Here is a 13,624-nt window from a genome sequence, read left to right on the forward strand (position 1 = left end):
CAAAGAAGGAATCTAGCAATTCTATTTAGAGCGCCTCTGTTTGGTAGATTGGAAACGTCGCCCAACGAGGAACATTCTTTTTCAACTTAGCAACTAACACGGTCATATCATCCTCTATTTCACCGGAGCGTGTCCGAATCACTTCTTCTAGTAATAGATCGGCTATCTCCTGCGGATGATCCGTCTCCATCTCGCGGATCTTTCGTTTCAGCCAAACATCTGTGTTCTCTACATGCTTAGGACCATCAAAAATACCATCACTCATCATAATCAGGATATCCTCTGACTGTAATTGTTCATTGACAATATCAACATCGAACTCCCTAATGATTCCCATTGGCAGGTTGCTCGCCTCTATTTTTAACAGCTGGTCGCCACGCTTGACAAAGCTAGGTGTCGACCCAATCTTTAGGAAGCGGACAAACGCATTATGTAAGTTAATTACAGCTAAATCTAGGGTTGCAAACATTTCATCCGTTGTCCGTAATGCTAAAATAGAATTGATTGATTTTATCGCAACTTTTTCCGGGATACCGGTTTGGAGTATTTGTTGTAATAACCGTAATGTTTCTTTACTCTCCTCATTAGCCCGTACACCATTGCCCATGCCATCACTGATGGCCATAGCATATTTTCCTTCTCCAAGCTCCATCATCGTATAACTATCTCCAGAAATAATACCTCCACCTTTTGCTGCGTGGGCGACACCGGTTTCTACCGTGTATTCCTTTGCTGAGCCAAATGCAAGGAAGGAATAACCATTTGGAAACGGCGAAATATCCTCCTCTTTGACAACAATCGTCTCATTTAAAATATCCGATAAAACTGGGGCAATTAATTTTTCTCCCTCGCCGCGATAATCATAGAATAGGGCTGTTATCTCAATATCAACGTTTCCTTTATCTAATCGATAGACATCTAGTTTCTCTAGTTCAATTCCAATCGATTTTAGTGCATGAACAATTTGTATTTCTTGTTTTTCATGGTGCTCCCGCTCCTTTAATATTTCTTTAGCAAAGTCCTCCATCACATCGGATACTCCTTGAAGCTGTTCGGCAACAAGCTTCTTACTTTCCACCACTTGCTTTCTTAGCTTGCGATTTGCTTCAAAATAGGACATTTCTTCCTTCATCGTATCGATTACCTTTCGCGATTTAATACAATGGTTTTCAAACTCACGAAGAACCTTTCTGTTCGGTTCATTTCCAGTTTCAACATTTTGTTTCAGCATATCCATTAACGAATATGTCGTGTCAAATTGCTGTTGCCAACACCTTTCTTTCATAAAGCAGGTTTGGCAGGTTTTTTCTGTAACGTTACTTAGGAAGTAATCGGTCTCTCGCTGCGATTCCTCTTCCTCAAGAGAGTAATTTTCCGCTGAGCTGAAGCTCTTGGATAACGCTTCAAAGACCTCAGAAAATTGCTCTACTCGTTTAGCAGTTACATTGCGGACCTTTTGCAAGTATTGTTGTTGTTCATTGGCATGCTCCTCTGTCCCCGGAATATATCGTGATAATTGTTTAAACCAGCTACCTGGAGTAAGTAGAAATAATAGGATAGCTACTGTTGACTCCATTAAGGAAGGAATTAATGAACTAGAATCGCCATAAATTCCTACCAAACATGTTCCGACTAATAGACCTGCTCCAACACCTATTTTTTTCCCTTCTTTTAATAGACCTCCGAGTAAGCCAGAAAAGGCTAGTAAACTCATTTGATATAAGTTTGCTACATTTGCTAGCGATAAAATTAAACCTGCCACAACCCCAACAGTAGATCCAATGGCTGCCCCACCTACAAAGCCAAATAATAAGACAAAATATCGTGATAAAACTTGTTCAATGGATGCGCCATAAAGTTCCCACCCAACAGTTCCGGTTAGAATGGAGGCGATTAAAATAATCATACAGACAATTTCTTCATTTTTTAAGGTTGGCCGGTACCTTCTTTTGGAAAGCAATGGGACACTCTGCATAAAGATTAGGACTAATACTGTTCCAAGTACTCCCTCTACTAGTATTAGCATCCATTCATAAGAAGTAAGCTGTCCATAAATAGAATATAAGAAGATTCTTGGTGCAACAGTTGCAAGAAACACAAATATAGGAATTTTGGTTTGTTCACTTTTCACGCTTTGAAAGATAGTAGAAATAATGATGAAGAAAAATAGGGAAATACCGACAAATACACCATGTGTTAACGATATAGTAAATGCACCAATCATGGTTGCTAAGAGTGTTTTAGCGGCTTTATCCTTATGCATTAGCCATAAGGTTGCTAAAAAGGCTACTGCGAAGGGTGAGACCACTGATAGAATAACAGCTCGTCCGAGTAAAAAACCTACCAGCACAAATAATAGTCCGTGATCAAGTAAGATTTTTTTCCCTTGCGTATATAATCTCATTCTTATGTTTTCCAAGAATGTGCTCTCTACTTCAATTGCTTTTGTCTGGACTCTAGTTACCGATTCCATTCAACCACTCCTCTTTGACGGTTTATTTATTTCATTTTTTTGTTCTAATTTGAGGGATTATATGCATATACTCATTATGGACAGGTGTTCTTTCATAACAGTAAACCATAAAAGGTTATTTTTTTTTGTCAAAAGAAGAGGATAGATTTTAAAAATCGTTCGACTGAAATCTAGTGGGTGATGGGTGATTCTACATATTCTTTATATTGAAGTGTCATTTTTGTCATAGACCGTCGGTGCCTTTAACGGGAGATCTCTTGTAGGTTTGTTACTAGAATATAGGGGGAATGACTAGAGAATAACCACTTCTTAAATTGGCAAATAAAAAAGAATCACGTCAGATACGAGATTCTTTTTTCGCAAATACATGAACTTATTATTGGTTTATAAACCGTTTTAGATATTGTATAGCGGTAGTATGTAGCCCTTCGTGGTAGATGGTTCGGGTTAGGACTTGTTCGATGGTGTACATGCCCATTTCGGTTGGAGGAAATTCTTCTTCTAGTCGCTCTTCATATTTCGCTTTAATATCGGTGATTTGATATGTTAATCGTTCCTTTAATTCTGCTAGATTAGGTGTTTCCTCGGTAAAGTTATTAGGACTAGTCCCAAAACTAAACCATTGATTTAATTGTTTCGTCTCTTCAGATGTTTCTTTGGTTAAAACATGAATCCAGAGATATTGATCTAAATAAATATGACCTAAGTTCCATCTAATATTGTTATGAAACCCCTCCGGTATAATGTTTGCTTCTTCCTCTGTCAAATCCTCTACTAGTCGTAATGTTTCTTTTCGGTATGCATGCAGCTGGTTAAATAATACTTCATGACGTGCCTTCACCTGTTTTCACCTCGTTTTATAACGTTTTGCTAATATATTCGACATTATCTGAAAATATCCTCTTTATTTAAAAATATTGACATGAATCGAAACGTATTGTATGATGATTTTTGTTGACTCAAAGAAACCGTCTTTGACATCAACTTAATATAGATTATATGGCGGCGTAGCTCAGCTGGCGAGAGCGTACGGTTCATACCCGTGAGGTCGTGGGTTCGATCCCCTCCGCCGCTATCATTTAAAAAACCTGTTATCTCTTTTGATAACAGGTTTTTTACTTTAAACCTACTAGCCCGCATCCACTCTACACTGTGCTATTACTTCCCACACGATGAATCATTCTTTGCGGTACATACATAAAAAAATAGCTACCTTGATGATAGCTATTTTTTCGTAACTAACCTATATGATAAAAATTCTAGAGCATTATCTGGTAGACAGCATCTACTATCCTCTTTTAGCACCTCGACCTCCACGTCTGGATTCTGTGTGCTTTTTCAAAGAGGCTAGGCGATCTTCAGAGTCCTTGAGAAAACGGTTCATTTTAGCTTCGAATGTTTCCGTACGTTCTCTAGGATTTTGACGGACTGGCTTCTTTTCCTTTGCTTTCTTTATGGATAAACCAATCTTACCATCTTTTTCAACATTAATTACTTTAACCTCTACTTGATCACCAACAGAAAGGTGTTCATTAATGTCTTTGACATAATTGTCGGCAACCTCACTAATATGAACAAGTCCTGTTGTTCCTTCACCAAGCTCAACAAAAGCCCCAAAATTAGTGATACCGGTTACCTTACCTTGCAGCTTGCTGCCTACTTCAATTGACATAAAAAAAATGCTCCTCCTTAAGAAATTAAAATACTTTACTTATATATTATAGCGAAGCCAGTAAAAGTGTGTCAATAAGACGAGTCCTCATCCGGAGTTTTAAAAATTAGCTCTCCTTCTTTTGATAGGAAGTATTTCGTACGTGCTATCTCTAGAATATAATCCTCATCATTAAGTAATTGTATCTCTTCTTTGAACTTCTTCTCTTTTTGTTCTAAATCTGCTAGTTCTTCTTGCAACTGCTTATATTCTTCCATTTTTTCCGTATGTAAGGCTCGTTGTTGAAAGTGATAGACCGCCATGCTGCCAGCAATTAATACGATAAGCGTCATAAAAAGAACCAGCCTGCGAACAAGTCTTTTCTTTTTCCGCTTCTGTCTTTCTACATGCGCATCGTATTGCTCCATATATTGAGAGTTCAGTTTCGTCACTGTTTTCTTCTTTTGCATAGCGTCACCTCCTCTTTGATGTGATATATCTTAAGCCTTTTCTACATATATTCTGTATTTTACTATAAAATCCTGCTAAATGGTGTAAAAATAATTTGAACTTTTTAGGTAGTAGCTGATATATCTTCATCAAAACCCATTTTATCGGTATAAAGAGGCATTTCATGATAAAACCAAAAACTAGCATAATCATATTAAAGAGGAAGAGTACGCTAGCTATGATTATCTTCACGATATATTTAATTGGCGTAATAAGTAGCCCATTTACTAGACTACGAACAACTTGATAAATTTTATTAACCAGGATAATTAGACTTTCCAGTACACGTTTATAGAGCTTTGCGGCAAATACTTGATATGCCGCAAACCCTAAAAAACATGCAGCGAAAACATACAATCGTAGCTCCCCAGCGTTCACTTGAAATAAAATAAAATATAAAATAAACATCTGGGTGAGCCAAAAGCTTACTTCCATCACATACACTAAAAACACATTCTGTTTCCAGTGCTTATGGAATCGGCGAAAGGTATCTAATGCCATACCAAGATAAAAGCCTCCACCTATCATGGAAACCATGGTTAAAAATTGGACACTAAGTGTCATCGGAATAGCTTGCTAAAGAACCCTTTAGCCTTCTCCTGGTGATGTTCATCTACATAGGACATCTCATAAATCTTCCCTTTAATGGAGACAACACCTTCGCCAACATCTAGATTTTTTAACTGGAGGTTTTGACCACGAATGATAAGATATCCCATCACAGTTTCTAGCAGAAATTCTTCATTATCAAAACTATCCACTTCTTTTACACCAGTAATTTCTAATAGTCTACGATTATTCAGTTTTAATTGATGATCTTGCTGTTGTACTCTTGTACTATTTTCTTTTTCATAATAGTTCATATCCGCTTCCTCCTTATCACTAATAACTTATGAAAGGAGGGACAAGTATAGAACTACTCTGATTCGATTTTTTCTTCTTTTACAATTCTATAAAGCATACTAGCTTCATCTTTTCGTACGGTTTCTTTTAATGATGTAACCTCAACCGTTACTAGTTTTTGACCGAATCGTATTTGTAACGTATCCCCTACTGCTACAGTTGAAGAAGCTTTTGCCTGATTACCGTTAATCGTGATTCTACCTTGGTCGGCTACTTCCTTTGCTAATGTTCTTCTTTTAATTAAACGAGATACCTTTAAAAATTTATCTAAACGCAATGATCTCACTCTCTTTCCTTTGCTTGATTCCAATAGTAATCCATTTCTTCTAAACTAGTTTCCATTATATCTAAGCCTCTTTCTTGTAATTGTTGCTCTATATAGGAAAAGCGTTCGATGAACTTCTGGTTCGTCAGGCTTAGGGCATTCTCTGGATTTACTCTATAATATCTTGTTAAGTTGGCTAGTACAAATAGTACGTCACCAAATTCTTTTTCTATTTCCACTTTATCATCCGCTTCAATGACCTTTTGTACTTCTTTTATTTCCTCCTCAAGCTTGTCCCAAATATCCGCTGCTTGATCCCAGTCAAACCCTACCTTTGCTGCCTTCTTTTGCAATTTATAGGCCTTTAGTAGAGCTGGTAGAGCTTTTGGTATACCATCTAATATCGACTTCCGTGTTTCTCCTTTTTCCACTCGCTTTAATGCCTCCCAATTGGACAAGACATCATCAACAGAATCGACCGTTTCATTGGAAAAAACATGGGGATGGCGGTGAATCATTTTATCGGTAATGGATTGAATGACATCATCGATCGTGAAATACCCGTCATCTTCACCGATCTGGCTATGAAGCATTATTTGCAAGAGTACATCTCCTAGTTCCTCGACAATTCCTTCGTCATCTTCCTCATTGATTGCATCGATTAGCTCATACACTTCTTCTATCGCATATTCTCTTAATGATTCATGGGTCTGCTCTTTGTCCCATGGACATCCATTTGGTCCTCTTAACGTAGCAATCACTTCTCTAAGTCGATTGAAGGTGTGATTTAATAACTGCTTCGGTGCCGGTGGAACATATACACTCGTTAAATTACTAACTTCTACAGAATGATCTAATTCCTCTAATGGAATGGTTATCTTCTTCTCCTGATCACTTCCTGCTGCATCAATAATGGTAATCTCATAGTCCGGTGGTAAATCCTCTAATAACGCTAGCTTCACCTCAGAGGCGGTAAAGCGATCGTATACCTGACAAAATACAAGATGGTGCTGGTAAACGAGCTGGCTTCGTTCAAATCCAGTTGCATCTACAAATTGGAACCCATCGATTGGATCTATTTGTAAGGAGGTAAATAATGCATCTAAATAGCTTTGTCCCCCAATAATGTCCACTTCTACTTCATCTTGCTCTAACAAAAGCTGAACGGTCTTTTCTGCTAACATAGGATGGCCTGGTACGGTATAAATTAATGAATTTTCTTTTGCCTTTTCTAAAAGAACACGAACAATCTCTTGGTAAACCGATGCAAACTCCTGATTCTGCTCATATAAAGAATCAAATGAAATAAACTGGACACCCTCTTTTTGTAACGATTCTATTACTGGGTGATCTAGTGTTCTTGCATAAAGAACCGTATTCTCCTTTGTTAGCTTACGATAAATGCCAAGCGGTAGCTGATTTATATCCCCTGCCCCAAGACCGATTACTTGAATTTTTTTACTCATAGGTAGACCTCCTTTAACGTCCTGTCAATCTCTTTCCAAACGGTATAAGCTCTATTTCCTTATCAGTAAACGCCTTAAATCGCACTAATAAAACTAAATAGATTACTGCTCCAACTCCCGATAGCATTAAAACGGTGAAAAGCAACGCCAATCTAGAGAATGATTCTGTCGGAAGAAGCCAATCAGCAATGACTAAAAAGGCGACCATGCTACTATTCGCTATCATAAAGGCCTTCCAATTGATAGAAAATACATGATGGCTATTTTTCTTCAGTTTTCTAATGGTACAGATGGCTAGAAACAACAGGCTAGCCACTGTACCAATTGCACTTCCTATAATGCCCCAATACGGAACGAGTAAGGTATTCATAACCCACTTTACGATAAATGCCATTGCAATATATAATGCTGTCCATTTAATAAAACCTAGTCCTTGTAAAATAGAGCTAGCGGTAATCACCATCGCACTTAAAAGCACCGCCACCATCAGAATCATTAACGCTACTTCCCCTTGATTGTCCTGATATAATAAGCGGTTTGTTTCCGGAAATAGGAAGATTAATCCTATACTTGCACCCCAAGCTAAATAAAAGCTAATCTTTAATGAGCTGGTAATATGGGCACGTATTGGTGCTTGATCCAATGACTGCATGCCTATTGTAATACTTGGGATTAAGGCTAAGCCAAATGATGAGCCCAATACAGCACCAATTTGTATCAGTGGCTGTCCTCGATCAAATACACCTTTTGCTTCCATTGCCTCCTGATCCGATAACCCACTTTCGATTAACCCAGGTACAACGGTAAATGAATCCGCAAATTGAATAATTAACAAAATCATATGACTTAATGCTGCAATAAACCCATATACAATAATTGTTTTACTATAGTATCTCCAAGGAACCGGACCGATTACCTTCTTCACTGGCTTATTCTTTACAAAGAAAAAAATTAATATCAAAAAAGCAATCACAGATCCAACGATAGCAGCAACCCCAGCAAAGATTCCTACCCAGTAGACATCCAGTCCATATATAGCGATTAAGCAGGCAATCCCGATAATTATCGAAACACGAGAAATTTGCTCACCAAGCTGGGAATAAGCAGTTGATTTCATTTCGGACTTCCCTTGAAATATTCCACGTAACAATGCGGTAAAAGGAATAACAATCCATAATAGACTTGCAACTTGATATCCCGTAGTAAGCTGTTCATCCCCTACGAATAGTGCCATTTCATCCGCATTTATGTATAAGAGTAGCGCAAACATCCCACATATCCCGAACAGGATCGTCAAAATAGGAAGCATAAAATACTTCATGGAAATGTCTTCTGTTTCTGCTGTTAGCTTCGAAATAGCTGTTGGAAACCCATATAAAGCTAGTATCAAAATGATACCAATAATCGGATAGATTTGTTGATAAATATAAAAACCTATATCGCCTGTAAGGTTTTGCAATGGAATTCGATACCCTGCACTTAATACCTTACTAATCACTCCTGCTAATGTAAGGATTAAAGCACCCTTAACAAATTTATTCGATTCCATTATCCATAACTTCCTTTATCACAATTCTCATGCTGGTAAAATTCCACTACATTATACCATACGTATTACAAAACACAGGGAACCGACTTGTTGACATGAAAAAAGAGTAAAAATTAGTTGCTTCATAACTAATTCTTACTCTTTTAAAAAATTTACTCCATTTGCTTCGCCAAAAAGCTAGATGCGGTTTCTAATGCCTTTTGCTCCACTTCACTTAATTTACCCCCGTCACGTGAAAACATGACGACACAGCCAATCGGGTCTCCATTCGCTATAATCGTACTGATACAGTAAGAGTTTACTTCTTCCTCTTTCCCCGGAAGTAATTCTAATGTACTTGCATCGGTTTCCAGTGTTTGCAATCTACTCTCAATTGCCTTTTCGATTTTAGGTCCAATGTTTTTGTTTAAGTAATCTTTTTTCGATTCTCCTGCTACCGCAATGATTTCATCACGATCACAAATAAATACTGGGTGATGAAGAGAATCGAATAGCGCTTGGGCATATTCTGTGGCAAAATTGCCTAATTCATTGATTGGTGAGTATTTCTTTAGAATAACCTCGCCTTCACGATCAATGAATATTTCTAATGGATCTCCTTCACGAATTCGTAAAGTTCTTCTGATTTCTTTCGGGATGACTACTCTACCTAAATCATCAATCCGTCGTACAATTCCTGTTGCTTTCATTAAAGAAGCCTCGCTTTCTTATGATGATTTCTCGTGCCAAATATAGAAGCTAAGCCTATTATGTCACTCGTACGGTAATAAATGTTGGTTAGGATGCAAAGGTTGCTCATAACCGGTACGTACACAACTTCATGCTTATTATCTGTCATGAGAAATTCTCCAGTTGTGTTTTAGTAGTATGAATCATCTTGGAAGAACTATACATGAAATACCATTTATTGTACTTAGCGATTAATTTTATCCATTTTACCAATAAAATCTTTTATTGTATCGTATCGAGTGAAGGAGGAATCTCTTGAGAAACGATAAATAACCTTTAGTTTCGTTTGCTCGGTTCCTAATAAAATTTCTCTCCCATATTCATTCGCCAGTTCAAATACTTTCGCACCATCTACTAGCTTGCTTCTCTCGTCCGATACAAGTAATTCAATTTTATTGCTTTTCTCCGTAATGGATTCGATTCGCTCTCTTTTAGCTAACCATCTAAGCTCTGAAACGATGAATAGATTTTCCACCTCGGTAGGAAAATCACCAAAGCGATCGAGTAACTCGTCCTGTAAATCTTGTATATCTTCTTTCGACGATATCGTCTGGAACTGTTTATACATATCGATTTTCTGTCTTTCATCTTCAATATAGGTATCCGGAATATACGCATCGATTGACAAGTTTAATTCTGGATCAAATGGCTTAACATCCTCAATTTCTTTCCCTTGTTTTCTTGCCTCGATTGCTTCCGTTAGCATTTGGTTATACATATCAAATCCGACAGAATCAATAAATCCATGCTGCTGGGATCCGAGTAAATTCCCTGCACCACGTATCGATAAATCACGCATGGCAATCTTGAAGCCTGAGCCTAGTTCAGTAAATTCTTTTATAGCTTGTAGTCGCTTCTCCGCCACTTCATTGAGAACTTTGTCTTTCTTATAAGTGAAATATGCATAGGCCACGCGATTAGAGCGTCCTACCCTTCCTCTTAGCTGGTAGAGCTGACTAAGCCCCATGCGATCAGCATCATAGACAATTAAGGTATTCACGTTCGGTATGTCAACACCAGTTTCAATAATGGTTGTGCTGACAAGGACATCAAATTCCCCTTCTAAAAATCCAAACATCACGTTCTCTAGCTCAGTCTCATTCATTTGACCATGAGCAAAGGTTACGCGAGCCTCTGGAACTAACATGCCAATATCGCGAGCCATCTTATCGATGTTCTCTACACGATTGTACAAGAAAAATACTTGACCATTACGAGCCATCTCTCTTTCAATCGCTTCTCGAATTAGCACCGGATTATATTCCATGACATAGGTTTGTATTGGAAAGCGGTTTTCTGGTGGTGTTTCGATAACAGACAAATCACGAACCCCTAGCATAGACATATGAAGGGTACGCGGTATTGGGGTTGCGGTTAAGGTTAACACATCAATATTCGTCTTCATCTGTTTTACTTTCTCTTTGTGCTTCACACCAAAACGCTGCTCTTCATCGACAATTAATAACCCTAGGTCATGATAGACAACATCTTTGGAAAGAAGGCGATGTGTTCCGATTACGACATCCACTACGCCACGTTTTAAGCCCTCAATCGTCTCCTTTTGTTGCTTGGGTGTTCTAAATCTACTTAATAATCCAATATTAATTGGGTAGTCCTGGAATCTTTCACGAATCGTTTCATAATGCTGTTGTGCTAAGATCGTAGTCGGTACTAGAATCGCTACTTGCTTGCCATCTGCGACCGCTTTAAAGGCAGCACGAATAGCAACCTCGGTTTTTCCATAACCTACATCTCCACAAAGTAGTCGATCCATTGGCCTTTCTTTTTCCATGTCTTGTTTGATTTCTTCAATACAACGTAATTGATCCTCTGTTTCTTGGTACGGGAAGGATGCCTCAAATTCACGTTGCATTTCTCCATCCGGTGAAAAAGCAAATCCTTTGCGAAATTCTCTTTCTGCATATAGCTTTATTAGGTCATCAGCAATATCTTCAACAGAGGACTGTACTTTTCGTTTTACTTTTGTCCAATCACTGCCACCTAATTTATATAGCTTCGGTTCTTTTCCTTCTGAACCGACATATTTCTTCACTAAATCAATCTGCTCAATTGGAACGAATAGCTTATCATCACCAGAGTATTTAATTAGCATATAATCCTTATGCTTACCTTGTAATTCTAACGTTTCAATCCCTAAATAACGGCCAATTCCGTGGTTCGTATGAACGACATAATCGCCTACCTTTAGTTCTTGGTAGTTCTGGATGCGTTCTGCATTCGAGATATTTTGTTTCTTTCTCGAGCGCTTTGTCTGTTTCTTAAAGAGCTCATTTTCTGTAATGACAGCGAGCTTATGCATTGGTAACTCAATACCACTCGTTATATTCCCAACGATGATAGTAGGCATTTCCACCGGTAACTGTATGTGATCCGAAATCGCTGCTTCAATGTCGTAATCATCCAAGATGGATTGGACCTTTTCAGCCCGATTTTTATTTGGCACAACTACAACAACAGAGTAGTCACCCTTTTCCCACCGCTTTAACTCATTTTTAAATAAATGCATTTGCCCGTGAAAATCTTGCATTGCTCTCGATGAAAGATTGACAATGTTTTGCGGGTTTGTGTTTGGAATATGCCGTAGGAACACAGACATGTAAATGCGTGTTGCATTCATCCCGCCCCATATGGTATGCCAATCAAACGAAAACTTACTATCCATGACCATCTTATTTGCTTCCAATAAACTACTGTACCATTCTGCTTCCTCATGGTCTAAATTAGTCGCAGTCTCCTGAATTCTACTCATTTCATCGAGTATGATTAAACCATTATGCGGTAAATAATCTAATAAACTAGCAGGACGATCATAGAAGTAACCGATAAACTTATGCATTTCAGGATAATGCTCGAGATTTTTTAATCGTTCAATATCCCCTTCAATTGCATCTACTAATGCTTCTTTTCCTTCTTTAGTCGTGATCTTTTTTAGCGTTTTGGAAAAGGCATCCTCTAATCGCTCCGCACCTCGAAGGATATCTTCACTTGTTACAAGTAATTCGGTTGCTGGTCCTACGGTTACCTCCTGTAAGCGGTCCATAGAACGCTGTGAATCTGCATCAAAATATCGAATCGAATCTACTTCTTCATCAAATAGTTCGATTCGGATTGGGTGTGGCTCTGTTACTGGATACACATCAATAATTCCGCCACGTCTACTGAACTCACCAGGTGCTGTTACCATGGAGGCATGTTCGTATCCCATATCGACTAAAGAGCTAAGATAGGAGTCGATTGTAATTTCTTCTCCTTCTCTAAATAATAATTGATACTTACTCCAATATTCTATTGGGGGTAAAATCCGTTTTAAGGCAGCTACAGGCGCAATTAATACACCTGATTTTTGGTTAGACCACTTCGTCAATGCTTCAATTCTGCTGCTGCGTAGCTCTGGACTTGCGATTGCAATTTCCGTTGCTATTAATTCATTTACTGGATATAAGTGTACCTGGTCCTCATCTAAAAAAGCAGTTAAATCATCATATAATTGTTGTGCCTGTACCAATTGATAGGTAATAAGCAGTATTGGGCGATGGAGCGATGCCTCAACAGCTGATACTAGCATACTTCTAGCAGAACCAGATAAACCAGCAACTAACTGTTCCTTCAAGCCACCTTCTACGCCATCTATAATAGATTGTACATCCTTTTGTGATTGTAAATATTGATTAAAATCCTTCACATCAAAACCCCCATTATGACTTCCCCTTCAAGCACGATATCTTACTAAATTAATAGCATTTAAAAATCTACTAAATAAAGCGCAAAAATGCCTTGGTTAAGAACCAAAGCTTTGCACTCTATATGCTATTGGATAAAATAATCTAATTCATGATATTCTGGATGATGTCCTAACGATTCTTGGCAATTCTCACAAATTGCATGAATTTGAACATCTCCGTTCTCTTTATACTGGATCATTTCTCTTTTTTCCTCATCTGTTAGCTTATTCCAACCTAACACGGTAGTATCGACAACTTGTTCTTTTATTTCACCGAGTTTTAGCCCACAATGTCTACAAGTATAGACAATAGCCATAGAAGTACCTCCTCGAATA

13 protein-coding genes and 1 tRNA gene are annotated in these 13,624 nt (G+C 38.1%); 1 reads left to right on the forward strand and 13 read right to left on the reverse strand.

Features of this window, described 5'->3' with window-relative positions:
* Positions 1-25: 25 nt before the first annotated feature.
* Both spoIIE and ACSKT4_RS09160 read right to left on the reverse strand, forming a co-directional pair.
* Complete coding sequence (gene spoIIE / locus ACSKT4_RS09155; protein ID WP_186871127.1) at positions 26-2,473, reverse strand: stage II sporulation protein E; 2,448 nt, start codon at positions 2,471-2,473, stop codon at positions 26-28.
* Between the two features lie 376 nt (positions 2,474-2,849).
* Positions 2,850-3,314, reverse strand: a complete 465-nt coding sequence (locus tag ACSKT4_RS09160) for a DinB family protein (protein WP_186871126.1) — start codon at positions 3,312-3,314, stop codon at positions 2,850-2,852.
* Between the two features lie 160 nt (positions 3,315-3,474).
* Here ACSKT4_RS09160 and ACSKT4_RS09165 point away from each other — a divergent pair.
* Positions 3,475-3,548: transfer RNA gene (locus ACSKT4_RS09165), tRNA-Met, on the forward strand.
* Positions 3,549-3,761: 213 nt separating this feature from the next.
* Here the strand turns inward: ACSKT4_RS09165 and ACSKT4_RS09170 are convergent.
* From ACSKT4_RS09170 to ACSKT4_RS09220, 11 genes are all read right to left on the reverse strand, one after another.
* Positions 3,762-4,145 carry a S1 domain-containing RNA-binding protein gene (locus ACSKT4_RS09170; RefSeq protein WP_186871125.1) on the reverse strand — a complete coding sequence of 128 codons (384 nt, stop codon included), beginning with the start codon at positions 4,143-4,145 and terminating at the stop codon, positions 3,762-3,764.
* Between the two features lie 71 nt (positions 4,146-4,216).
* Positions 4,217-4,594 carry an FtsB family cell division protein gene (locus ACSKT4_RS09175; RefSeq protein ID WP_186871124.1) on the reverse strand — a complete coding sequence of 126 codons (378 nt, stop codon included), beginning with the start codon at positions 4,592-4,594 and terminating at the stop codon, positions 4,217-4,219.
* 4 nt (positions 4,595-4,598) lie between these two features.
* Entirely contained in the window at positions 4,599-5,198 is a 600-nt protein-coding gene (yabQ, locus tag ACSKT4_RS09180; RefSeq protein WP_186871123.1) for a spore cortex biosynthesis protein YabQ, read from the reverse strand.
* Positions 5,195-5,497: a sporulation protein YabP gene (yabP, locus tag ACSKT4_RS09185; protein ID WP_186871122.1), complete on the reverse strand. Its 303-nt coding sequence runs from the start codon at positions 5,495-5,497 to the stop codon at positions 5,195-5,197. The genes yabQ and yabP overlap by 4 nt, the downstream gene beginning before the upstream one ends.
* A gap of 53 nt (positions 5,498-5,550) precedes the next feature.
* Positions 5,551-5,814: an RNA-binding S4 domain-containing protein gene (locus tag ACSKT4_RS09190; RefSeq protein ID WP_186871121.1), complete on the reverse strand. Its 264-nt coding sequence runs from the start codon at positions 5,812-5,814 to the stop codon at positions 5,551-5,553.
* Positions 5,815-5,819: 5 nt separating this feature from the next.
* On the reverse strand, positions 5,820-7,268 hold the full coding sequence (gene yabN, locus ACSKT4_RS09195; RefSeq protein ID WP_186871120.1) for a bifunctional methyltransferase/pyrophosphohydrolase YabN: 1,449 nt from the start codon (positions 7,266-7,268) through the stop codon (positions 5,820-5,822).
* Between the two features lie 13 nt (positions 7,269-7,281).
* Entirely contained in the window at positions 7,282-8,817 is a 1,536-nt protein-coding gene (locus tag ACSKT4_RS09200; RefSeq protein ID WP_186871119.1) for a putative polysaccharide biosynthesis protein, read from the reverse strand.
* 152 nt (positions 8,818-8,969) lie between these two features.
* Positions 8,970-9,506: a stage V sporulation protein T gene (gene spoVT / locus ACSKT4_RS09205; RefSeq protein WP_186871118.1), complete on the reverse strand. Its 537-nt coding sequence runs from the start codon at positions 9,504-9,506 to the stop codon at positions 8,970-8,972.
* Positions 9,506-9,655 carry a hypothetical protein gene (locus tag ACSKT4_RS09210; protein WP_186871117.1) on the reverse strand — a complete coding sequence of 50 codons (150 nt, stop codon included), beginning with the start codon at positions 9,653-9,655 and terminating at the stop codon, positions 9,506-9,508. Before ACSKT4_RS09210 ends, spoVT begins: the two co-directional genes overlap by 1 nt.
* Positions 9,656-9,730: 75 nt before the next feature.
* Positions 9,731-13,249, reverse strand: coding sequence for a transcription-repair coupling factor (mfd, locus tag ACSKT4_RS09215; RefSeq protein ID WP_465823217.1), 3,519 nt, complete (start codon positions 13,247-13,249; stop codon positions 9,731-9,733).
* Between the two features lie 125 nt (positions 13,250-13,374).
* Complete coding sequence (locus ACSKT4_RS09220) at positions 13,375-13,605, reverse strand: anti-sigma-F factor Fin family protein (RefSeq protein ID WP_186871115.1); 231 nt, start codon at positions 13,603-13,605, stop codon at positions 13,375-13,377.
* Between the last annotated feature and the right edge of the window lie 19 nt (positions 13,606-13,624).

This window comes from Ornithinibacillus liuyingii (assembly GCF_055550225.1).

Bases quoted from the DNA above. Each gene is read 5' to 3' on its own strand.
- spoIIE (WP_186871127.1), bottom strand. From the start codon at position 2,473: ATGGAATCGGTAACTAGAGTCCAGACAAAAGCAATTGAAGTAGAGAGC.
- ACSKT4_RS09170 (WP_186871125.1), bottom strand. From the start codon at position 4,145: ATGTCAATTGAAGTAGGCAGCAAGCTGCAAGGTAAGGTAACCGGTATC.
- ACSKT4_RS09175 (WP_186871124.1), bottom strand. From the start codon at position 4,594: ATGCAAAAGAAGAAAACAGTGACGAAACTGAACTCTCAATATATGGAG.
- yabQ (WP_186871123.1), bottom strand. From the start codon at position 5,198: ATGACACTTAGTGTCCAATTTTTAACCATGGTTTCCATGATAGGTGGA.
- yabP (WP_186871122.1), bottom strand. From the start codon at position 5,497: ATGAACTATTATGAAAAAGAAAATAGTACAAGAGTACAACAGCAAGAT.
- yabN (WP_186871120.1), bottom strand. From the start codon at position 7,268: ATGAGTAAAAAAATTCAAGTAATCGGTCTTGGGGCAGGGGATATAAAT.
- ACSKT4_RS09200 (WP_186871119.1), bottom strand. From the start codon at position 8,817: ATGGAATCGAATAAATTTGTTAAGGGTGCTTTAATCCTTACATTAGCA.
- spoVT (WP_186871118.1), bottom strand. From the start codon at position 9,506: ATGAAAGCAACAGGAATTGTACGACGGATTGATGATTTAGGTAGAGTA.
- ACSKT4_RS09210 (WP_186871117.1), bottom strand. From the start codon at position 9,655: ATGACAGATAATAAGCATGAAGTTGTGTACGTACCGGTTATGAGCAAC.
- ACSKT4_RS09220 (WP_186871115.1), bottom strand. From the start codon at position 13,605: ATGGCTATTGTCTATACTTGTAGACATTGTGGGCTAAAACTCGGTGAA.